21 protein-coding genes are annotated in these 22,087 nt (G+C 64.7%); 6 read left to right on the top strand and 15 right to left on the bottom strand.

The window, feature by feature from the left end:
* Positions 1 to 184: 184 nt before the first annotated feature.
* Positions 185 to 1,174 carry an NADP-dependent oxidoreductase gene (locus WJU21_RS17715; RefSeq protein WP_346324795.1) on the bottom strand — a complete coding sequence of 330 codons (990 nt, stop codon included), beginning with the start codon at positions 1,172 to 1,174 and terminating at the stop codon, positions 185 to 187.
* Between the two features lie 66 nt (positions 1,175 to 1,240).
* On the opposite strand from WJU21_RS17715, the gene WJU21_RS17710 reads away from it, so the two are divergent.
* On the top strand, positions 1,241 to 1,549 hold the full coding sequence (locus WJU21_RS17710; protein ID WP_346324794.1) for a hypothetical protein: 309 nt from the start codon (positions 1,241 to 1,243) through the stop codon (positions 1,547 to 1,549).
* A gap of 217 nt (positions 1,550 to 1,766) precedes the next feature.
* Here the strand turns inward: WJU21_RS17710 and WJU21_RS17705 are convergent, their stop codons facing one another.
* From WJU21_RS17705 to WJU21_RS17690, 4 genes are all read right to left on the bottom strand, one after another.
* On the bottom strand, positions 1,767 to 3,011 hold the full coding sequence (locus tag WJU21_RS17705) for an MFS transporter (protein ID WP_346324793.1): 1,245 nt from the start codon (positions 3,009 to 3,011) through the stop codon (positions 1,767 to 1,769).
* Between the two features lie 22 nt (positions 3,012 to 3,033).
* Positions 3,034 to 4,281, bottom strand: coding sequence for an MFS transporter (locus tag WJU21_RS17700; protein ID WP_346324792.1), 1,248 nt, complete (start codon positions 4,279 to 4,281; stop codon positions 3,034 to 3,036).
* A 79-nt stretch (positions 4,282 to 4,360) separates the two neighbouring features.
* On the bottom strand, positions 4,361 to 4,690 hold the full coding sequence (locus WJU21_RS17695) for a hypothetical protein (protein WP_346324791.1): 330 nt from the start codon (positions 4,688 to 4,690) through the stop codon (positions 4,361 to 4,363).
* 61 nt (positions 4,691 to 4,751) lie between these two features.
* Positions 4,752 to 5,399: an XRE family transcriptional regulator gene (locus WJU21_RS17690; protein ID WP_346324790.1), complete on the bottom strand. Its 648-nt coding sequence runs from the start codon at positions 5,397 to 5,399 to the stop codon at positions 4,752 to 4,754.
* Between the two features lie 410 nt (positions 5,400 to 5,809).
* Between WJU21_RS17690 and WJU21_RS17685 the strand changes: the two genes are divergently transcribed.
* Together WJU21_RS17685 and WJU21_RS17680 are read left to right on the top strand one after the other, a co-directional pair.
* On the top strand, positions 5,810 to 6,481 hold the full coding sequence (locus WJU21_RS17685; protein WP_346324789.1) for a hypothetical protein: 672 nt from the start codon (positions 5,810 to 5,812) through the stop codon (positions 6,479 to 6,481).
* 155 nt (positions 6,482 to 6,636) lie between these two features.
* The gene (locus WJU21_RS17680; protein WP_346324788.1) at positions 6,637 to 7,164 is read left to right on the top strand and encodes a hypothetical protein; all 528 of its coding nucleotides are present in this window, start codon (positions 6,637 to 6,639) and stop codon (positions 7,162 to 7,164) included.
* 1 nt (position 7,165) lies between these two features.
* Here WJU21_RS17680 and WJU21_RS17675 read toward each other — a convergent pair whose 3' ends face one another.
* The 10 genes from WJU21_RS17675 to WJU21_RS17630 are packed head-to-tail and all read right to left on the bottom strand — an operon-like array spanning position 7,166 to position 18,617.
* The gene (locus WJU21_RS17675) at positions 7,166 to 8,317 is read right to left on the bottom strand and encodes an MFS transporter (RefSeq protein WP_346324787.1); all 1,152 of its coding nucleotides are present in this window, start codon (positions 8,315 to 8,317) and stop codon (positions 7,166 to 7,168) included.
* Between the two features lie 4 nt (positions 8,318 to 8,321).
* Entirely contained in the window at positions 8,322 to 8,750 is a 429-nt protein-coding gene (locus WJU21_RS17670) for a DUF983 domain-containing protein (protein WP_346324786.1), read from the bottom strand.
* 8 nt (positions 8,751 to 8,758) lie between these two features.
* Positions 8,759 to 10,975, bottom strand: coding sequence for a ribonuclease R (rnr, locus tag WJU21_RS17665; protein ID WP_346324785.1), 2,217 nt, complete (start codon positions 10,973 to 10,975; stop codon positions 8,759 to 8,761).
* Positions 10,976 to 10,980: 5 nt separating this feature from the next.
* Positions 10,981 to 13,605 (bottom strand): type I DNA topoisomerase, encoded by a 2,625-nt coding sequence (gene topA, locus WJU21_RS17660; RefSeq protein ID WP_346324784.1) that lies wholly within the window; start codon positions 13,603 to 13,605, stop codon positions 10,981 to 10,983.
* 41 nt (positions 13,606 to 13,646) lie between these two features.
* Entirely contained in the window at positions 13,647 to 14,747 is a 1,101-nt protein-coding gene (gene dprA, locus WJU21_RS17655) for a DNA-processing protein DprA (protein WP_346324783.1), read from the bottom strand.
* A 3-nt stretch (positions 14,748 to 14,750) separates the two neighbouring features.
* Positions 14,751 to 15,344 carry a glycerol-3-phosphate 1-O-acyltransferase PlsY gene (plsY, locus tag WJU21_RS17650; RefSeq protein WP_346324782.1) on the bottom strand — a complete coding sequence of 198 codons (594 nt, stop codon included), beginning with the start codon at positions 15,342 to 15,344 and terminating at the stop codon, positions 14,751 to 14,753.
* A 3-nt stretch (positions 15,345 to 15,347) separates the two neighbouring features.
* Positions 15,348 to 16,622, bottom strand: a complete 1,275-nt coding sequence (gene pyrC / locus WJU21_RS17645; RefSeq protein ID WP_346324781.1) for a dihydroorotase — start codon at positions 16,620 to 16,622, stop codon at positions 15,348 to 15,350.
* The gene (locus WJU21_RS17640; protein ID WP_346324780.1) at positions 16,622 to 17,569 is read right to left on the bottom strand and encodes an aspartate carbamoyltransferase catalytic subunit; all 948 of its coding nucleotides are present in this window, start codon (positions 17,567 to 17,569) and stop codon (positions 16,622 to 16,624) included. Before WJU21_RS17640 ends, pyrC begins: the two co-directional genes overlap by 1 nt.
* 42 nt (positions 17,570 to 17,611) lie before the next feature.
* On the bottom strand, positions 17,612 to 18,076 hold the full coding sequence (ruvX, locus tag WJU21_RS17635) for a Holliday junction resolvase RuvX (RefSeq protein ID WP_346324779.1): 465 nt from the start codon (positions 18,074 to 18,076) through the stop codon (positions 17,612 to 17,614).
* On the bottom strand, positions 18,069 to 18,617 hold the full coding sequence (locus WJU21_RS17630; protein ID WP_346324778.1) for a GrpB family protein: 549 nt from the start codon (positions 18,615 to 18,617) through the stop codon (positions 18,069 to 18,071). The genes ruvX and WJU21_RS17630 overlap by 8 nt, the downstream gene beginning before the upstream one ends.
* Before the next feature lie 173 nt (positions 18,618 to 18,790).
* Between WJU21_RS17630 and gatC the strand changes: the two genes are divergently transcribed.
* The 3 genes from gatC to gatB are packed head-to-tail and all read left to right on the top strand — an operon-like array spanning position 18,791 to position 22,013.
* Positions 18,791 to 19,078, top strand: coding sequence for an Asp-tRNA(Asn)/Glu-tRNA(Gln) amidotransferase subunit GatC (gene gatC / locus WJU21_RS17625; protein ID WP_346324777.1), 288 nt, complete (start codon positions 18,791 to 18,793; stop codon positions 19,076 to 19,078).
* Positions 19,078 to 20,559 (top strand): Asp-tRNA(Asn)/Glu-tRNA(Gln) amidotransferase subunit GatA, encoded by a 1,482-nt coding sequence (gene gatA, locus WJU21_RS17620; RefSeq protein ID WP_346324776.1) that lies wholly within the window; start codon positions 19,078 to 19,080, stop codon positions 20,557 to 20,559. The genes gatC and gatA overlap by 1 nt, the downstream gene beginning before the upstream one ends.
* On the top strand, positions 20,559 to 22,013 hold the full coding sequence (gatB, locus tag WJU21_RS17615) for an Asp-tRNA(Asn)/Glu-tRNA(Gln) amidotransferase subunit GatB (protein ID WP_346324775.1): 1,455 nt from the start codon (positions 20,559 to 20,561) through the stop codon (positions 22,011 to 22,013). Before gatA ends, gatB begins: the two co-directional genes overlap by 1 nt.
* Positions 22,014 to 22,087 lie beyond the last annotated feature (74 nt).

The following is a 22,087-nucleotide window of genomic DNA, read 5'->3' as shown; positions in this document are numbered from 1 at the left end:
TGCATCTGCAAGCCTCTCGATAGAAGCTTTGGATACCTAATCGGTTCTGAGCGCGGCTCTCCCCTGTGCACGCGCGAAAAGGCCGCCCGGAGCGATCCGGGCGGCCTTTTCTTTTTTCGGCGATATGGCGGCGCAGCGTCGTAGCGCCGAAACGGCTCGGCGAACCGGTAAATGTCCCGATCCGTCAAGGCATGTGGATAACAAGCTTTCCGAAGTTGTCACCGCTGAAGAGCCTGGCGAACGCCGCTGGCGCGTTCTCGATGCCCGCCACGATCGTCTCGCGGTATTTCAGCTTGCCGTCCCGCAGCCAGCCCGCCGCCTCGTCGATGTAGTCGTTGATCTCGGCCGCATGATCGCGGACCGAGAACCCCCGCATGGTCAGCCGCTTGCCGATGAAGTCGGCGATGTTGGGCACGCAAGGACTGGGCTCGCGCTCGTATTGCGAGATCGCGCCGCAGACCACGATGCGTCCGCCCAGGCGCATGTTGCGGAACACGGCATCGAACACCTCGCCGCCCACATTTTCGTAATCGATGTCGATGCCTTCGGGGCAGGCGCGTGCCACGGATTCGGTAATGTCGGACGCTGTGCGATGGTTGAATGCGGCGTCGAATCCCAGTTCTTCGGTCAGCCAGGCAACCTTGGCATCGGTGCCGGCGCATCCCGCGACTCGCATTCCCCCGATCTTGCCGATCTGGCCGGCGATCGATCCGACCGCTCCCGAGGCGGCAGAGACAAACAGGGTTTCTCCTTCGCGGAGCCCGCCATAGTGGCGCAGGCCCGACCAGGCCGTGAGACCGGTGAAGCCGAGGACGCCCAGATAGGCTGACGCCGGCGCGATATTGATGTCTACGTGCCTTGCCGCGGCACCCTCGACCAGCGAAATTTCCTCCCATCGGCCCATGGCAAACACCCAATCGCCTTCGCGAAAGCCCGGATGGCGCGAGGCCATGATCTGGCCGACCACGCGACCCTCGATCGGCTTTCCCAGATTGTCGGCGTTGTTGAGGGCGCTTCGCATATATGGGTCCAGCGACAGATAATGATTGCGAATCACTACCTGTCCGGTAGACGCTTCTGGTGCCGGACGGCTGATTAATTCGAAACTGTCGGCACTAATAGGCCCTTTGGGGCGTTTGGTAAGCTTGATCTGCCTAGCGTCGCGGCTGGACATGTGGTGTTCTCCCGTGCAGGCCGGTCGTTGTGGGCGGCTGAGCCCAATTCTGTAACGGAGTACGACATGAAGATCACGACATGGATTGCCGCTGCGGCACTTCTGGGGGGCATGGCGGTAGCCGGCTGCGATACCAACGAAGGTCCGATGGAGAAGGCCGGCGAGCAGATGGATAATGCCGCCGAAGACGCATACGACGCCAGCAAGGATGCTGCCGAGCAGGCCGGTGAAGCAGCCGAAGAGGCGGGCGAGGACGCTATGGACGCCGCCGAGGGTGCGGCCGACAGCGCGGCTGGCGCGGCCGAAGAGGCCGCCGAAAAGGCCGACGAAGCCGCCGAGAAGGCTGGTGAAGCGGCTCACGACGCCACGCACTAACGGTTTCGACAGACTGACGTAAAAAGGGGCGCACCTTGCGGTGCGCCCCTCGATACGCGTCATGCCGAAAAAAGGCACTTAGGTGAAGGGGTTGGCCCTGACGGGTCTAGCCTCTTCTGCGCATCAGCCAAGGTCCACTCTGGTCGATAGGGCGCGGCCGGAGCAACCTAGCCGCTTCCGTAGGATTTGCCGCAATATTGCCACAGGATTGCCGCAACTACTCGCCGGGCGCGAGTTTTGGCGGGACGATTGCGGCCAGCGGTTTCAGCATGACCATGACCAGCGCTGCTGGCACCAATATGGCCAACAGCGCGATCAGGGCTGTCTCGAACGTGCCGCTGAGATCGCGGATGTGGCTGGCCGCCGAGGGTGCGAACGCGGTCAGCACCGTGAACGGCCCGACGAGGCCCATGACCCTTCCGAACGACCCAGGCCCGAACCGGGTGCTGATGATCGCGGCCAGTAGCGGCAGGAAGCCGCCGCCGGCGAATCCAAGCAGCACGCTGGCCACCAGCAGGATTGGATAGGCCGGCTGGAGAGCGAATACCCAGATGGCGACGAACAGCGTCAAATTCGCGCCCCAGTAGAGCCGGCGCAGGTCGACACGGTCCGTGACAAGGCCGAAGAATATCTTGCCCAGGGCCGCGCAGCCGCCAGCTGCCGATACCAGATAAGACGCGCGCAGCGGGTCGATGCCCGAGTCCTTCGCCAGCGGTGCAAGATTGTGCATCACGCCGGTAAGGGCGGTCGCCATGGGCACCAGTGAAATAACCATGATCCAGAAGGTCGGCTCGCGCAGAATCGTCGCGGTTGTCCATTCCGGAAACGCGGCCGTCGCCGCGCGAGCCACGCTGATATGCGATTCGGGATCCGGCTCGATGCCCATTTCCTCGGGACCGTTCCTGATGATCCACCAGACCGGCGGCCCGACAAGCAGCAGCGCGGCGGCCGCCAGGATCAGGTGCGTGTCGCGCCAGCCATATTCGAGAAACAGCTTGGTCACCACGGGCGGCATCAGGGTGGCGCCCAGGGATGTGCCGACCGTCGAAATGCCGATCGCGAAGCCGCGCCTGCCGCGAAACCACTTCGCCGCGAGCGTCTGAGCCGCCAGGGGGCCAGCGAGCAGGGTGCCGAAGGCGATCAGCGTGCTGTAGAGCGCCACGATCTGCCAGGGCGCCGTCACCAGGGAGATCAGCGCAATGCCTGCGGCGGAACCGATCACGCCGATGGTGACCAGCAGGCGGATCGAGAACTTGTCCATCGCCTTGCCCGCGAACGGAGCGAGGCCGCCCTGGATCATGATGAAAATCGTGATGCCGATCATGAAATCGGTAAGCGGCGCCCGGAAGCTTTCGGCCCAGACGTTCACCCACAGCGTATATGAGGAAATGGTGAAGCCGAACAGGATGGCCTGGAACGCAATCGCAATGGCGATGACATTCCACCCGTAATACCAGCGCATGGCTTACTCCCGCTTCGCCTGCCTATTCGGCCGGCGTGACCAACGGCTTTTCGTTCATGTCCGTGTCCCGAAGGAAGATTACCGCCACGCCCGCGATCACGATCATCCCCAGGAAGAGTTCGAACGCCTGAACATAGCTGCCGGTAAGATCGAAGATGTAGCCAGCCAGCGGCGGACCAAGCACTGCGACGGGCATGGTGAATGGGCCAAGCAGGCCCATCACACGTCCAAAGGCGATGGGGCCGAATTGTCCGGCCACGACGGCGCCGATCAACGGCAGGAAGCCGCCCGTCGCCAGCCCGAGAAGCGCGCTTGCCACGATCAGCACATCGAAGCTTGGCAGCAGACGCAGCAAGATCAGTGCCGCGGCCAGAACGACCGACGCCGAGTAAAACAGCAGCCGGTGACTCAGGCGGTCGGTGGCGGCGCCGAAAAGGATCTTGCCGATGATGCCCGCGAACGCCATGACCGACATCAGGATCGCCGGATTTTCGCCCGCAAGTCCTCTGTCCTGCACATAGGGCACCAGATGCGCCTGTACGCCGCCAAACACCATGGTGAGAAAGCCGAAGGCGATGGCGGCGGCCCAGAAGCTGCGTTCGCTCAGGATTTGCCCGGTGGTCCATGGCCTGGCTTTTGCCGCCTGGGCGATCAGGTGAGGCTTGGTGGATTCGGGCTCGGGCTCGATGCCCTTGTCCTCAGGCGTGTTGGCAACGATCAGCCATACCACAGGCACGATTCCCACCAGCACGATCAGCGCCATGGCGAAGTGAGCATTCCGCCAGCCTTCGTTCAGGATCAGCCAGGTGACGACGGCCGGCATGGCCAGTCCCCCGATCGACGTGCCGACCGAAGACCAGCCGATCGCCAATCCGCGGCGGGCGCGAAACCACTTGGCGGACAGCGTCGACGACGCCAGCGGCCCGGCCAGCAGGACACCCATGGAGACCAGCAGCGCATAGGCGCCGACGAATACCCAGAGGGCAGGGGCTAAGCCGGCGATCACGAATCCGGCAGCCATGGCGAGTGCGCCGCCGATGATCAGCAGCCGGATCGGCTTGATGTCCATCGCCCGGCCAGCGAAGGGCGCGGCCAGTCCCATGACCACGTTCAGCAGCATGAGACCGAGCATGATATCGAAGCGGCTGGCGCCAAACTCGTCGGCCAGCGGCTTGACCCAAAATCCATAGACGTAAAGCGTTAGCCCGAACGTGATGGCCTGGAATGACATTCCAACGCCGACCACGTTCCATCCGTAGTACCAAGGCATCCCGCTTGTCTCCCCGATAAGCGTGAGGCCAAGCTTAGGCAGGGCGCTCCCGCCCCGTCCACATTTATGTATGCTTTTCTTACCGGCCGGTAATCTTCGGCGTGGTTGCCTTGTAGACGACCATGGTCACGGTCTTTGAATCGATGGAGTCGGTCATGTTCAGCTTGCCGCCGCGCACCGCGCTCATCAAGCCGCCCATGGCGGTGTCCGCGTCGCCTTCGATTTCGTAAACCGCCATGTAGCGGTTCGGCGCATCATCCGACAGCGGCGCCGGCGCAAAGCGCTGGGCCGAAACGAAGCCGGGCAGGGCGAGCACTTCCGGCATGTGGATGGTCTCGTACCAGGTGCTGTATTCGTCGTCGCGTCCGGGCTGGGCGTTGCTGATCGCCACCAACAGATGATCGGCCATGATTGTCTCCCCAAAATGGCTTAAGTCAGCTGACAGGTTAGCGGATGCGGAGCGGTGAGGGCTAGATTTCTTCGGTCTTGCGGATCACCCGGCCAACCACCTCGACTCCGTCCAGCGGCACAATGGGACGGTATTCGGGATCGGTACTCTGCGGCTCCAGCCGTTCAGGCGGGCCTTTCCGCCAGGTCTTGAAGGTTGCGCGGCCCTCGTGGCGGAACACGTAATGCCTGCCGTCCACCAGGGCCCTGTCGTCCAGGTCGACGATCACCACGGTGCCTTCCGGCGCCAGCCGGTCCATGCTCTGACCCTTTACCCGGAGCGCGATGAGATTGTCGTGGTTGTGGACCACCGGCAGCCATTCCGCAGCGTCGCCGGGACCGTAGGGTTCCACAGCGTCGGCGAGGCCGCCGGCTTCCACCCAACTCACCAGCGGCACGCGCACGATGCCGGCCGGCACTTTCGTGCGGGGGGGAGACGCGCGGCCGCCATGGCCTGACAGCCAGGCCACGTCCACCTCGAGCGCCTCGGCCAATTCCAGCAGGTAACGCGGCGCGTCGACTCCACCCTGTTCCAGCTGGTTGACCGACTGCTGCCTGACTGCACCCTTGCCGCGGGCGCGCCGGCGCGCGCTGACTCGCCGCGCCAGTTCCGCCTGGCTCCAGCCTCGCGCTTCCCGGGCCTTGGCCACACGTTCCGCAAGTTCGCTCATAATGGCCTGAATACAATATTATTTGTGGGACATCAATCAAAACCAGCTGTACCTACCAGAATAATTGTTGACCGCGAGCCTGGGACTCGCCTAGCATGAGATTGTTCCTGTTTTGTTCGATTATGGAGGGTCCATTGAAGCAGTCCGCATATAAGAGCTGGGCCCGTTCAAAGGAGATGAAGGTCCGCTGCCGGCTATGCCAGATCGTGCTGGTGAAGGGGTGGCCGCCCAGCCCATGCTTCCGCCGGGAATGCCGGTTTGCCACGGACTCGCCAGTCACCGAGCCGGCCAGCGCGATATCGAGTTCCCTGGGCGGCGGTGATTATTCCGAAATCCGCTAGGTGATCGTGGCAGGGGCGGATCGAAGCACCTAAACTATGATGAATGATCAATAACGACCGGGAGCCGGAATGAAGCGGACAAGCACCCTACGCATGATAGGCGCCGCGTTTGCCTGCCTTATGGCGGCGCCGTCGGTGGCGCAAACCGCGCAATACGGCGGTGTCGACGTTCAGTTGCGCATGGATGATGTCGTCGAGTCGTATTGGTCGTCGAAGACGTCGCTGGCATTCATGGTGCGCGACATCAGCTTTGGCTACCAGATGTCGGGCACCGGCCGCGGCGCGCTCGGCTCACAGAAATTCAGCGTCGACCGTCAGGATGTCGATCAGCCGATCACACCGGGCAAGGAGCCTCGCGGCATCATCATCGAGAAAGGCGCGGGCGACCAGCCCACGTTGCGCATTCGCATGTCGGGCAAGAAGGGCGACGTCCTGGTGAAGGGCAAGTTCATCCGCAGCGACTGGAACATGCTCACCGAAGGCCGCACCATTACCATCATCGCCCCGGTCGAGGACATGCAGGTCTTGCGGAGTATTCTCGACCAGATCAGGGCGCCGATCACCAAGGAGGTCAGCAATCAACTGACGAGTCTTCCAAAACCCGGCCTTGAGATGCTGGAGTTGCGCACGATGCGCACCGACGGCGACCAGGTCATCATCCAGGGGAACAAGATGGGCTTCACCATCAGTTATCCCTCGGCGACGGCCACTTACAGCGCCGAACTGAAAGCCGCGCCCTGAGGCGCCCCCGGACATCCGCGCTGCTGCGCGTTCTGGCCGTCGCCGGTCTGGCCCTGACGCCGGCGCCCGCGCTGGCCCAGTCGGACACGGCCGGTATCGACGTTCATATTGGCATCAGCGGCGTCACCGAAGAATACGCTGGCGATCCTGCCCGGTTGAGTTATGCCGTAAGCCGTACCCGGCTGCACTACACCCTGTCGGCGAATGGTAGCGGCATGCTGGCAAGCCAGCGTATCGGCAGCGCACCGCAGTCCCGCGACGACAGCTTCGCGCCAGGTCAGGAACCGCGTGGATTTGTTGTGGGCAAGGCGGTGAACGGTCAACCGCTGCTGCGTATCTGGGCCCGCGATCTGCCGAACGAGGTGACGGTGCCCGCCCGGTTCGTCAAGGGCGACTGGGCGGCGCTTCGTGCCGGGCGCCGTATTGCGCTGGCCGCGTCGGCGCGAAATCTGCAGCAGGCGCACGGTGTGGCCGAGCGGGTCGGCCAGGTCGCGACGGCCTGGCTGCGGCAGAATTTCGCCGATGCCATACCGTTTGTGAGACTCAATTTCGGGGACCTGACGCTTCGCCGAATGAACCTGTCGAGGGACGACGTGGTGATCGACGGCACCGCCGCGCGGATGACCGCGACCTATCCCGATGGCGAGTTAAGCTACAGCGCTCCGGTGAGCATGGGCCGCTAGCTCACGCAGCGGTCGCGGCCCGTTCCCTGGGCACGACCAGGTTGGCGATCACGAAGATCAGGAAGAAGCCGGCCAGCCCGTAGACCAGACCGTCAGGGTCGACCAGATCCATGGCCTGCCCCAGCAGGGGGGGACCGCCCATGGCGCCCGCATTGTAGGCCAGGATCAACGCCGCATTGGCCGAGGCCAGCGCCAGGCCGGTATATTTGCGACCGAGCATGGTCAGCGCCACGGTGTACATGCCGGTGATGGTGCCGCCCCAGAAGAACAGCAGCGGCCACATCAGGAGCGAGTCCTTCACCGCCGGCAGCAGCAGGCCGCCCAGTACGCCGGTGACGGCGCACAACATCAGGACGCGGCGTGCGGGCGCCTTGTCGGCCAGCCAGCCCACCGGATATTGCAGCAGGATGTTGCCCGCCGCGATCACCGTCAATTGCGCCGCCGCCATGCCCTCGCTAAAGCCCGAGCGCACGCCGAAAACCGGCAACAGGCCGAAAATGCCGGTTTCGATGGCGCCATACATCAGGCCGGCCAGAATGGCGATTGGCGCCGCACGCATATAGGGCAGCGGCGACTTGTGGCCTTTCGGATCCAGGTAGGGCCGGTCGCTGCGCGCCATGGTGATGGCGCCGATCGCGACCAGCACCAGCAGAGCCGCGACAATGAAGGGTGTCCAGCCGTCCACGCCGGTCAGCTGCATCAGCAGCGGCCCGGCGCCGAACCCGGCCGATATGCTGGCGGCATAGATGCCCAGCAAGCGTCCCCGGTTCTCGGGCGTGGCGATCTGGTTGATCCAGATCTCGCTGATCAGGAAGGGCACGACAATGGCGATTCCCATCAGGAAACGCAGCGCGAACCACAACCGATAGTCGTCGAGCAGTTTGAATGCGAGCAGCAGGAGCGCGGTTGCGCTCAGGGTGAAGAACAGCACGCGGAAGGGGCCAAGCCTGACCGCGACCGACGGAATGAACGGCGTGAAGATCAGTGCGCCAAACGCCGTCATGGCGCCATTCAGGCCGATCATCCGGCCGCTCAGGCCCTGACGCTCGAGCAGCAGGTTGAGCAGCGGTGCAGTGAGACCGAACACCAGACCGACCACGCTGATCATGCCGATGATGGCCGCCAGACTGCGAGTGCGCGAGCGGCCGGTCATGGGGTCAGAGGTCGGCGTGGGCCTTGTGCTCGTCGCCGAAGCCGTGCATCTGCTTGGCCCACTGGAACGCCACAAGCGCGCCCTTGATCCGGGGCAGGAGGAGCAGGCAAGCGGCGATGGTGCCGAAGACCGCGAGAACCATCTGGTGCCAGAGCGGCGGCGTGGCCATCCGGTCATACACGATCATCAGCGGCACGATGACGTGGCCGACGATCAGGATGGTGAAATAGGGGGGCGCATCATCGGCCCGGTGGTGCGACAACTCCAGCCCGCACATTTCGCAATTGTCCCGGACCTTCAGATAGGCCCTGAAGATGTGTCCCTTGCCGCAGCGCGGGCACTTGCCCAGCCAGCCACGCTTCAGGCTTTCGCCGGTGGACCGCTCGGCGTGGCCGCCGAACTGCAGGGTGGTGTTGTCGGTGCTGGCCGTCATGTTGTTCCTCACCGTCGGCGCCGTGGCGGACCGCCCGATTTCCGCGGCTTTCCGCGAGACCGGCGTGGACCGGCATCATAGATGACTTCGAAACGAAGGCCACCCGTTATCGGCGCGGCCTCCGCCAGGCGCACGTCAACGGGGTCGCCCAATCGGAACATGGTGCCGCTGTCACGGCCGACAAGGGCATGCGTCTTTTCATCGTGGGTGAAGAATTCCCAGCCCAAGGTGCTGATCGGCGCGAGGCCTTCGGCACCGGTCTCGTCAAGCGCGATGAACAGACCGAAGCGCGAAACCCCGGAAATCCGCCCTCTGAACTGGCTGCCGACCTTGTCCGACATGAATTGCGCCATGTATCGGTCGTTGGCATCGCGTTCGGCGACCATGGCGCGCCGCTCGGTCCTGGAGATGTGTTCGCCGGTTTCGTTGAAGCTCGATCCTGCATCCTCGCGCAGGCCGTCATGCCCCAGACGCAGGGCTCGAATCAGCCCGCGGTGCACCAGCAAGTCCGCATAGCGCCGGATCGGCGAGGTGAAATGGGCGTAGCGCGCCAATGCGAGCCCGAAGTGACCCTGATTGTCGGGGCCGTAATAGGCCTGGCTCTGGCTGCGCAGCACCACGGTGCTGACGATATGCGACTGGGCGGTCTCGTTCGCCCTCTGCAGGACCTTGTTGAAGTGGTTCGGACTCAGCTTCTGGCCCTTGGGCAGCTTGAGACTCAGCGTCTCCAGGAATTCGCGCAGCGAGGACAGCTTCTCCTCGCCTGGCGGCTCGTGGACCCGGTACATGCACGGCGTGCGGTGCTTCTCCAGTTCCTCGGCGGCCGCGACATTGGCCGCGATCATGAATTCCTCGATCAGCCTGTGCGCATCGAACCGTTCGCGCAGCGCGATACGCCTGACCTTGCCTTCCTCGTCCAGTTCCACCTTGCGCTCCGGCAGGTCGAGGTCGAGGGGACCGCGCGCGGTGCGTTCCTTCACCCGGGCGAAATAGGCGGCATAGAGCGGCTTGATCACCGGCTCCAGCAGCGGGCCAGTCTCGTCGTCCGGATGGCCGTCATAGGCGGCCTGCACCCGCTCGTAGCTCATATTGCCGGCCGAGCGCATCAGGCCGCGCATGAACTTGTGGGCCAGCTTGTTGCCGCTGGCGTCGAACCACATGGAGACGGCAAGGCAGGCGCGGTCGACGCCCGGCATCAACGAGCACAGATCCGAGGACAGCTCATGCGGCAGCATGGGCACGACCCGGTCAGGGAAATACACGGAATTGCCGCGCCGGTAGGCCTCACGGTCGAGCGCGCTGCCCTGCGTCACATAGTGAGCCACGTCAGCGATGGCGACGATGACGTGCCAGCCGCCGGGATTCTTCGGGTCCGGGTCCGGTTCGGCCCAGACCGCGTCGTCGTGGTCGCGTGCATCGGCCGGATCGATGGTCACCAGCGGTACGGCGCGCAGGTCGGTGCGGCCCTCAAGCCCAACCGGCTTCGCCGCATTCGCCTCGTCGATCGTGTCGGCGGGAAATTCGGTCGGAATGCCGTGCGCATGGATGGCGATCAGGCTGGTGCTGCGCGGTGCGTTCAGGTCGCCCAGCCGCTCGATGACGCGGGCATGTTTCAGGCCCAGCCGGTTGTTCCTCGATCCTCTGACCTCGACCAGCACCAGTTCGCCGTCCTGGGCGCCGTTGCTGTCCTCCTGTTCGACGATCAGTTCGTGGCGCTCTCGCTTGTCGGTGGGAACGACGCGTGCGTCCTTGCGCCGGTAAACGCCCAGGGTGCGGTCGCTTGCCGCTTCCAGCTTCTTGAGGATCTTGGCTTCGTAACCGTCGTCAAGGCGCTCCAGCCGCACCAGAACCCGGTCGCCGGGACCCAGCGTGCCGGTGACCTGCTTGCCCGGCGCGACCAGGATGCGCGGCGGATCCTCGTTCTTGTCGGTCCATTTCACGGGCCTGGCCAGCAATTCGCCGTCCACATCCTGGCCAGTGATTTCGACCACGGTCACATTGGGCAGCGCCGAAGCCGTCTTGAGCGAGCGGCGATGGCCCTTCTCCAGCAAACCTTCCAGCGCCATGTCGCGCAGCAGGTCCTTCAGCACCGCGCGGTTGTCGCCGCGAACGTGAAAGGCGCGGGCAATGTCGTTCTTGCCGACGAGGCCCGGGTTCTCCTCGACGAAGCGGATAATGTCTGCCTTGGTCGGGAAGGGCGGCGATTTCGTCCTGTCCTTCGTCACCGGCCCTACTTCGCTTTCGCCGCCGGCTTGGTGGCCTTCGTGGCTGCCGGCTTCTTGGCAGCCGGCTTCTTGGCCTTTGCCTTTTTCGGCGCTGCCGCCTTTGCCTTGGGGGCGGCCCTGGCCTTGCCCTTCTTGGGCTGGCTTGCCTTGGCCTCGAGCAGCGGTATGGCGGCCTCCAGTGTGAATTCTTCCGGGTCGGAATCCCGCGGCAAGGTCGCGTTGACCTTGTTGTGGGTCACATAGGGCCCGAAGCGGCCTTTCATGACATTCACCGGCTTGCCATCGGCCGGATGATCGCCCAGCGCCTTGATTACGCTCGAACTGGCCTGGCGGCCGGGCCGCTCGGCGGCCAGCATGTCGACCGCGCGGTTGATGCCGATGGTGAACACCTCGTCACTGGTCGGCAGATTGACGTATTTCTTTTCGTGATGGATATACGGCCCGTAGCGCCCGACACCTGCCAGGATCGGCTTGCCCGTCTCGGGATGCATGCCCACCTCGCGCGGCAGCGCCAGCAGCGCGACCGCCTTTTCCAGGTCGATGGTGTCGGCCGGGAGATCCTTCGGGATCGATACGCGCGACGGCTTGACGCCGTCCTTGGCCTCGCCCCGCTGCAGATACTGGCCAAACCGGCCACCCCGCAGGCTGATCTCGTCGCCGTCTGACTCACCCAGAACCTTGGTGCTGTTGGCATCGCCATTGGCGCCGTCGCCATTGGTGCCAAGCTGACGGGTGAACTTGCATTCCGGATAATTCGAGCAGCCGATGAACGCGCCGAACTTGCCCAATTTCAGGCTCAGCCGGCCTGCGCTGCAGGATGGGCAGGCCCGCGGGTCGCCGCCGCCTTCGGGCGCCGGGAAGATATGCGGGCCCAGAATTTCGTTGATCGCTTCCAGTACCTGGGTGACACGCAACTCTGCGGTGCCCTCGATGGCGTTGCTGAAATCGCCCCAGAACTCGCGCAGCACCGACTTCCACTCGATCTTGCCGGCCGAAATCTCGTCGAGCTTCTCTTCCATCTGGGCGGTGAAATCGTATTCCACATAACGGCGGAAGAAACTCTCGAGGAACGCGGTGACCAGACGGCCCTTGTCCTCGGGCACGAAGCGGTTGCGGTCCATCTTCACATAGGACCGGTCGCGCAGCACATCGAGGATCGAGGCGTAGGTGGACGGCCGGCCGATGCCCAGCTCTTCCATCCGGCGCACCAGACTTGCTTCCGTAAAGCGCGGCGGCGGTTCGGTGAAGTGCTGTTCCGGTTTGACCGCGTGGCGGTTAACCGCGTCGCCGCTCGCCAGCGCGGGCAGGCGGCGGTCGGCGTCGGAATCCTCGCTGTCGTCGAGGCCTTCCTGGTAAAGCGCCAGGAAACCGGGAAAGGTCAGCACCGAGCCACGCGCGCGCAGCATGACATTGCCGTCCGGCGCCTTGATGTCGGCCACGGTGCGCTCGAACTGGGCGCTTTCCATCTGGCTCGCCACGGTCCGCTTCCAGATCAGGTCGTAGAGCTTGAGTTGCTCTTCGCTCAGCTGCCGGGTCACCTGCGCCGGCAGCCGGTGCAGGTCGGTGGGGCGGATGGCCTCGTGAGCCTCCTGGGCGTTCTTCGCCTTGGTTTTGTAGATGCGGGGCTGCGGCGGCACGTAGCGGTCGCCGTAATCCCTGGCGATCAGCGTGCGGGCGCCGGCGATGGCCTCGCCCGCGAGCTGCACGCCATCGGTTCGCATATAGGTGATCAGGCCAACGGTCTCGCCATCGACTTCCATGCCCTCATAGAGCTTCTGGGCAATGCGCATGGTGCGCGAGGCCGAGAAGCCAAGCTTGCGGGACGCTTCCTGCTGCAAGGTCGAGGTGGTGAACGGCGGCGCGGGATTGCGGCGGGCCGGTTTGCTCTCAACCGTCGCCACCGAGAAATCGCGCGCCTCGATGGCGGCGACAGCCGCCTTGGCGGCGGCTTCGTCGGCCAGGTCGAACTTGTCCAGCTTCCGGCCGTCGAGTTCGGTCAGCGCGGCGGTGAACGGCTCGCCGGACGGCGTTGTCAGGTCGACATCGACGCTCCAGTACTCACGCGCCCGGAATGCCTCGATGTCCAGTTCGCGCTCGCAGATCAGCCGCAGCGCAACCGATTGCACCCGTCCCGCCGACCGTGCGCCCGGCAGCTTGCGCCACAGCACGGGCGACAGCGTGAAGCCCACCAGATAGTCGAGCGCCCGGCGCGCCAGATAGGCGTCCACCAGTTCCTGGTCGACGTCGCGCGGATTGGCGATCGCTTCCAGTACCGCCGACTTGGTGATCTCGTTGAACACCACCCGCTTCACGGGCGTACCGGCAAGACCCTTGGTGTTCTTCAGGATCTCCTGCACATGCCAGGAGATGGCCTCGCCCTCGCGATCCGGATCGGTTGCCAGATAGAGCATCTCGACACCCTTGGCGGCGTCGGCGATGTCCTTCATCCGCTTCTTGGAATCGCTATCAACCTCCCAGTCCATGGCAAAGTCTTCGGCCGGCCGCACCGAACCGTCCTTCGACGGCAGGTCGCGCACGTGACCGAAGCTGGCCAGCACCTTGAAGTTGCTGCCCAGATATTTGTTGATGGTCTTTGCCTTCGCCGGCGATTCGACGATAACCAGGTTCATGACGTCCGTTCTGCGGGTTGATCGCTGAGAGGGGTCTGGCGTCAGGCCAGAGAAACCTTGTTTCCTGCATGCCGGTCAAGGCGACCGGCTAATTCGAGTTCCAGCAAAATGGTCAAAACAACCTCGGGTGTCAAACCGCTTTGCCGGATGAGTTCATCCACCTCCATCGGCGTAGGCCCGAGTTTCTCCATCAACGACCCACGAGCGGCGTCGTCGGCCTCGGCAGGATTCTGCTCCAGGCCGAGGCTTGGCTGCGTCGCTGAAACCGGCCGCCGGCGCCACGACTGAAGGTTCGAAAGAATGTCCTCGGCGCCCTCGGTCAGCACAGCACCCTCGCGGATAAGGTTATTGGTGCCGCGGCACCGCGGGTCAAGGGGCGAGCCGGGAACGGCGAATACTTCGCGGCCCTGTTCGATGGCGTAATTGGCGGTGATCAGGGAGCCGGACTTCAGCGCCGCCTCCACCACGACGAGACCCTGCGAAAGGCCGGAAATCAGCCGGTTGCGGCGGGGAAAGTGTCGCGCCTGCGGCCTGGTGCCGAGTGGCATTTCGCAGACGATGACCCCCGTCGCGGCAATCGCTTCATATAGCGCCTGATTTTCCGCCGGATAGACCACATCGACGCCGCCGGCCATGACGGCGACTGTCCCGGTCGGCAGCGCGGCCTGGTGCGCGGCGGTGTCGATGCCGCGTGCCATGCCCGAGACTATGACGAAACCCTGCGCGCCCAGGTCTCCGGATAATTGTCTGGTAAACCGGATGCCTGCGGCCGACGCGTTGCGTGCGCCAACCATGCCGATGCCGGGCGCGCTCAGCAGCGCGGCATTGCCCAGCACGGTCAGGATGGGCGGTGCGCCGGTAATCTCCGCCAGCAACGGCGGGTAGGCGTCGTCGTCGAATTGCAGAAGCTGGGCGCCAAGCTTCTCGATGGCCGCGATCTCGTCGTCGGCTTCGTCGGCCGAGCAGAGCGCCGTGCCCTGATAGCCGCCCTTGCGCACCAGGCCCGGCAAGGCATCGAGCGCCCGGCCCGCGGTGCCATAACGCGCGAGAAGCTGCCGGAAGGCCGACGACCCCACATTGGCGCTGCGGATCAGCCGCAGGCGGTCGCGCAGATCACGATCGGTGAGCGTGACGGTTGCCATGGGTTATTTCTGACCGATCCGCGGCTCCTCGCCGCGCAGCAGCCGGCGGATGTTCGACGAGTGCCGCTGAAAGATCATCAGCGCCAGCAACAGGAACAACACGGCCGTCTCCAGCGGCGGCACCATCACCATGGCATAGACCGGCGCGATGGCCGCGGCGGCAAGCGCCGCCATGGACGAATAACGGAACAGCAGCCCGGTCAGCAGCCAGACGCCGCAGCAGAGGGCGCCCAGAGCCAGATTGACCGCCAGTGCGATGCCCAGGAAAACCGCCACACCCTTGCCACCCCGGAAATTCAGCCACATGGGATAGAGGTGCCCGAAGAACGCCGACGCGGCGGCGATCAGGGTGGCGTCCGGCGCGATTTCACGGGCCGCCAGAACCGCCACCGCGCCCTTGCCGGCGTCCAGCAGCAGGGTTGCCAGGGCCAGCCACTTGTTGCCGGTGCGCAGCACGTTGGTGGCGCCGATGTTGCCCGAGCCCATGGCGCGAATATCGCCCATGCCGGCTGCCTTGGTCAGCAACAGGCCGAACGGAATGGAGCCCAGCAGATAGCCCATCACCGCCGCGATAATGACTCCGAGTATCCCGTCCATCACTTACCCCGACTGGTAGACGGTGTGTCCGCCCACGATGGTGCGCACTATTCTACCCTGTACGGGCCGGCCTTCGAAGGGGCTGTTCTTCGCCTTGCTGTGAAACAATTCGGGGTCGATGCGCCACGGCGTGTCCGGATTGAACAGCACCAGGTCGGCGGGTTCGCCCTTGGCCAGTTTGCCGCCGGGGATGCCGAGAATCTCGGCGGGCCTCGAGGTCAGCGCCGCGAGGAGACGCTGCAGCGGCGCATGGCCGCCATGATGCAGCTCCAGCATCATCGGCAGCAACGTTTCCAGCCCGATCACGCCCGAGGCCGCCAGGTCGAACGGCAGGCGCTTGCTTTCCACATCGTGCGGATCGTGCGAGCTGACGATCACGTCGATGGTGCCGTCGGCCAGGCCCTCGACCACGGCGCGGCGATCCTCCTCGGTGCGCAGCGGCGGCGAGGTGCGGGCAAAGGTGCGGTACTCGGCAACGGCCAGCTCGTTGAGCGCGAAATAGTGGGGCGCCGTGCCGCAGGTCACCGGCAAGCCGGTGGCCTTTGCCTTGCGGACGGCATCGACCGCGGCCGCTGTCGTCACCAGCCCCACGTGATAGCGGCAACCGGTCAGCTCGACCAGCCGCAGGTCGCGCTCGATGATGATCACTTCGGCGATGGCGGGAATGCCGGGCAGGCCGAGCCGCGTCGCGATCTCGCCTTCGTTCATCACGCCCTCGCGAGCAAGCATGGGGTCTTCGGCATGCTGGATCACCAGCGCATCGTGGGCCTTGGCATAGGTCAGGATGCGGCGCATCACCTGCGAATCGGCGATCGCCGCGCGCCCGTCGGTAAACGCCAATGCGCCGGCCTGCCGCAGCAGGCCGATCTCGGCCATCTCCTCGCCGCCCAGATCCTTGGTGGCGGCGGCGATGGGGTGGATGCGCACGCCGGAATCGCGAGCCAGCCGCTCCACATAGTCGACCAGCGATGGACGATCGACCACCGGAATCATGTTGGGCATGGTGGCGATGGCGGTGATGCCGCCTGCCGCCGCCGCCTTGGCCGTGGTGTCGATCGGCTCGCCGAGAAACACCTGCATGTCGATGAAGCCTGGCGTCAGGCACAGACCCTTGCAGTCGATCACCTGGCTGCCGTCAGTGATGCCGTCGGCGAAAAGCTCGGCCCCCAGCTCCCAGATCTTGCCGCCCACGGTCAGCAATGCGCCGCGTTCGTCGCGGCCGCTCGACGGATCGATCAGCCTGGCGTTCAGATAGACGATGCGGCGGTCGGCGGCCATCAGTCGTCCTCCTCGGCTTCGAGGTCCCGGCACAGCATGTCGAGGCAGGCCATGCGGATGGCGACGCCGGTTTCCACCTGTTCCCGGATGGCGCTGCGGTCGATGTCGTCGGCCACCGCCGTGTCGATCTCGACGCCCCGGTTCATGGGGCCGGGATGCATGATCATGGCGTCGGGCTTGGCCATGGCCAGCTTTTCGGTGTCGAGACCGTAGAAGTGGAAATATTCCCGCGGACTGGGCACGAAGGCGCCCTTCATCCGTTCGGTCTGGAGCCGCAGCATCATCACGATGTCGGCCCCCTCGAGGCCGCCGCGCATGTCGTGGAACACGTCCACGCCCAGCCTGTCGACTTCGACGGGCATCAGGGTGGGCGGCGCCACCACGCGCACCCGGGCGCCCATGGCGCTCAGCAGGTGGATGTTCGAGCGCGCCACCCGGCTGTGCAGGATGTCGCCGCAGATCGCCACGGTCAGGCCGGCGATCCTGCCTTTGCGCCGGCGGATGGTCGCCGCGTCCAGCAGTGCCTGGGTTGGATGCTCGTGGCGGCCGTCGCCCGCATTGATCACCGCGCAGTTCACCTTCTGCGCCAGCAGCGCCGCCGCGCCTGACGATCCGTGCCGGATCACCAGCACGCTCGGGCGCATGGCGTTCAGGGTCATGGCGGTGTCGATCAGCGTCTCGCCCTTCTTGATGGACGAGGTCGAGGTCACCATGTTGATGACGTCCGCGCCCAGCCGCTTGCCGGCCAGTTCGAACGAGGTCGAGGTGCGGGTGGATTCCTCGAAGAACAGATTGATCTGGGTCCGGTTCTTCAGGACCTTCCTGATCTTCTTGCCGGATCGGTAGCGGTCCAGATAGGAATCGCCAAGGTCGAGGAGCGCAGCGATCTCCTGCGGTTTCATCCCCTCGATTCCGAGAAGATGCCTGATGCCGTCTGTTTTTGTCATTGAAGCCGGGTGTATAGGGTCAAGCAGGTTCTCCGGCAAGCGTCAGTTGCGGCGCAGAAAATCCAGCGCGCCCTGAAGGATATACCCGGCGGCCATCTGGTCAACGACCTTGGCTCGTTTCGCCCGCGTTACGTCGGCCTCGATCATGGCGCGCTGCACGGCGGCGGTGGACAGCCGCTCGTCCCAATAGGCAATGGCGACGTCGCGGATGCCCAGCAGGTTGCGGGCGAATTGCCGGGTCGACTGGCAACGCGGTCCTTCCGTGCCGTCCATGTTGACCGGCAGGCCGAGCACAAGTCCCGCGATCTGCCGTCCGTCGACGATGGCCAGCAGCTTTTGTGCATCGGCGGTGAACTTGGTGCGCTGGATGGTCTCGATGGGGCTTGCCACCATCAGCGCGCCATCGCTGACGGCAAGGCCGATTGTCTTGCTGCCCAGGTCGAGGCCCAGCAAACGCCCGCCGCGCGGCAGCGATGCTTTCAGGTCGGTCAGGCTCATTTCAGGCATTGGCCGTCGGCTCCGATCCTGCCCAGTCCATCGCCGTGGCTTCCATGCGCGCCACCCAGTCCCACTTTTCCCGGTTGTAGGCCGAGGAATCGTGTGGATGGAGCGCCGCGGCACGGTGCTTCTCGGTTTCGTAGTCGCGGGCTGCGGCGGGATTCGCCCGCAGATAGTTCCTGAATGCGAGGTGCCGGGTGATCTGCGGCGATCCCTGTTGGAAGACGTGCAGATGAACGGTCCGCTTGCCGTTCCTGTCGAGACTGCAGAATCGCCGTCCCTCGATGCCGTATTCGCCGAACCATGCATAGCCCAGCGCCTCGACGTTCGGTCGCTTCCAGTCCAGATCATCGAGATTCGCGACGACGGGGATCATGTCGATGATCGGCTTGGCGGCCAGTCCAGGCACCGACGTCGAGCCGACATGCTCGATGCGCAGCAGGGTGCCGCCGAGCACGCCGGCCAGCCGGACGGACTCCAGTTCGGCCAGACTCGGCCATGCCGGATCGTAAGGAACGATTTCAACATCATGGATGGCAGGTTCGCGCATGGGGCGACGATACCCTTAGTTGTTATCCGGGCGAAAGCGGCGACGACGGTGATCGGCCGCAACATGCACATATTGCATTACCCCTCGCACCTTGCCGCGACGCCCCATCCGGGCTAATTTCCGCGCCTTCGGAACAGGGGGCGGCTGCCGCCCCGGCATAATTTGGAACATCCATGTCGGTTGATACGAAAACGGTCGCACGCATCGCCCATCTGGCGCGCCTCAAGGTGCCGGAAGACAGGCTCGAGCCCCTGGCGGGCGAGTTGAACCAATTGCTGTCCTGGGTCGAGCAACTCTCCGAGGTCAATACCGACAACGTGCCGCCGCTGACCAGCGTGGTGCATGTGCGGTTGCCGCGGCGTGACGATGTCGTCACCGATGGCGACCGGCAGGCCGACGTGCTGGCCAACGCGCCCGATGCCCAGAACGGCTTCTTCGCCGTGCCGAAAGTGATCGAATAATGACCAGCCTCACCGACCTGACCATTGCCGGCGCGCTCGCCGGCCTCGCCAAGGGCGAATTCACCTCCCGCGAACTGACCCAGGCCTACCTTGCCGAGGTCGAGAACGGCCGGGCGCTCAACGCCTTCACCACCGAGACGCCCGACAAGGCGCTGGAGATGGCCGATGCCGCCGACACAGCGCGCCGCGCGGGTGACGCCGGGCCGCTGGGCGGCATTCCGGTCGCCATCAAGGACCTGTTCTGCACCAAGGATATCCTCACCACCGCCTCGAGCCACATCCTCGACGGCTTCAAGCCGCCCTATGAATCATCGGTCACCGCCAATCTCTGGCGCGACGGCGCGGTGATGCTGGGCAAGGTGAGCCTTGACGAATTCGCCATGGGCTCGTCGAACGAGACCAGCTTCTACGGCCCGGTCGAGAATCCGTGGCGCGCCAGCGACGGCAAGGCCCGCGTGCCGGGCGGTTCGTCGGGCGGCTCGGCCGCCGCGGTCGCGGCGCACATGGCCGCTGCGGCCACCGGTACCGATACCGGCGGCTCGATCCGCCAGCCTGCCAGCTTCTGCGGTCTTGCCGGCATCAAGCCGACCTATGGCCGCTGCTCGCGCTGGGGCATCATCGCCTTCGCCTCGTCGCTGGACCAGGCGGGCCCGCTTGCCCGCACCGTCGAGGACGCGGCGATCATGCTGCGTTCCATGGCTGGTCACGATCCGAAGGACTCGACATCCATCAATCTGCCGGTGCCGGATTACGCCAAGGCGCTGACCGGCGACATCCGCGGCATGAAGATCGGCATTCCCCGCGAATATCGTCTCGACGGCGCGCCGCAGGACATTCTCGATCTGTGGGATCGCGGCATCCAGTGGATGAAGGACGCCGGCGCCCAGATCGTCGACATCTCGCTGCCCCACACCAAATACGCGCTGGCGACCTATTACGTGGTCGCCCCGGCCGAGGCCAGCTCCAACCTGGCGCGGTATGACGGCGTGCGCTACGGTCTGCGCGAGACCGGGAACAGCCTCAGCGAGATGTACGAGAACACCCGCGGCGCCGGCTTCGGCCACGAGGTGCAGCGCCGCATCCTGATCGGCACCTATGTGCTGTCGGCGGGCTACTACGATGCCTATTACCTGAAGGCGCAGAAGGTCCGGACCCTGATCGCCCAGGATTTCGAGCAGGCGTTCGGCCAGGTCGACGCCATCCTGACGCCGACGGCGCCGTGCTCGGCCTTCTCGCCGGGCGAAAAGTCGGCCGATCCGATCTCCATGTATCTCAACGACGTGTTCACCGTGCCGGCCTCGCTGGCCGGCATCCCGGGCATGTCGGTGCCTGCGGGCATGTGCAGCGCCGGTATGCCGTTGGGCCTGCAGGTCCTTGGCCGTCCGTTCGAGGAAGAGACCGTGCTGAAGGTGGGACACGTCATCGAGCAGGCCGCCGGACTCGGCGCCCGGCCCAAGGCGTGGTGGAAGGAGGCCGCGTGATGTCCAAGCTGATTTCCGGCGCGACCGGCGAGTGGGAAGTGGTCATCGGCCTCGAGGTCCACGCCCAGATCACCTCCAATTCCAAGCTGTTCTCCGGCGCGTCCACCGAATTCGGCGCCGAACCCAACACCCAGGTCAGCCTGGTGGACGCCGCCATGCCTGGCATGCTGCCGGTGATCAACGGCTATTGCGTCGAGCAGGCGGTGCGCACCGGCCTGGCGCTTGAGGCACAGATCAACTTCTATTCGATCTTCGACCGGAAGAACTATTTCTACGCCGACCTGCCGCAGGGCTACCAGATTTCCCAGTACAAGCAGCCGGTGGTGGGCGAGGGGATCATTACCCTCGACCTGAAGGACGGCGAGACCAAGGAGGTCGGCATCGAGCGCCTGCATCTCGAGCAGGACGCCGGCAAGTCCATGCACGACCAGCATCCGAGCATGACCTATGTGGACCTGAACCGGTCGGGCGTGGCGCTGATGGAGATCGTGTCCAAGCCCGACATGCGATCGTCGGAAGAGGCGGGGGCCTATCTGAAGAAGCTGCGCACCATCCTGCGCTATATCGGCACCTGCGACGGCAACATGGAGCAGGGCTCCATGCGCGCCGACGTCAACGTATCGGTGCGCAAGCCGGGCGGTCCGCTGGGCACGCGCTGCGAGATCAAGAACGTCAATTCGGTGCGTTTCGTGCAGCAGGCCATCGAATACGAGGCGCGCCGCCAGATCGACGTGATCGAGGACGGCGGCGCCATCGTCCAGCAGACCCGTCTCTACGACGTGGCGCAGGGCGTAACCCGCTCCATGCGCTCGAAGGAAGAGGCGCACGACTACCGCTACTTCCCCGATCCGGACCTGCTGCCGCTGGAACTCGATCCCGACTGGGTCGAGGAGATCAGGGCCGGCCTGCCCGAGCTGCCCGACGAGAAGAAGAACCGCCTGATGCGCGACTTCGGCCTGTCGGTCTATGACGCGGGCGTGATGGTCTCCGAGCCCGAGATCGGCGTCTATTTCGAGGAAGTGGCCAAGGGCCGCGATGCCAAGCAGGCGTCCAACTGGGTCACCGGCAGCCTGTTCGCCGCGCTCAACGCCAAAGGCGTGTCGATCACCGAAAGCCCGGTGACCGCCGCCAACCTGGGCAAGCTGATCGACCTGATCGCCGACAACACCATCTCCGGCCGCATCGCCAAGGACGTGTTCGAGATCATGGCGGAAACCGGCGGCGACCCGGCGGTGATCGTCGAGGAAAAGGGCCTGAAGCAGATCACCGACACCGGCTTCATCGAAGGCATCGTCGACAAGATCATCGCCGACAATCCCGGCCAGGTCGCCCAGTATGACGGCGGCGCCAATCCGAAGGTCATCGGCTGGTTCGTCGGCCAGGTGATGAAGCAGAGCCAGGGCAAGGCGAATCCGGCCCAGGTCAACGAGCTGCTGAAAAAGAAGCTGGGATAAGGACTCACTTTAATCTAACCTTGTGATCAATATACCATGTGCCTTAGGCTATTCTCTTTCTAATATTGCAGGAG

Source organism: Emcibacter sp. SYSU 3D8, from assembly GCF_039655875.1.
In the GTDB taxonomy this organism is placed as follows: domain Bacteria; phylum Pseudomonadota; class Alphaproteobacteria; order SMXS01; family SMXS01; genus RI-34.
Note: the sequence above shows the minus strand (reverse complement) of the source record. Positions and strands in the feature narration are given on the sequence as shown.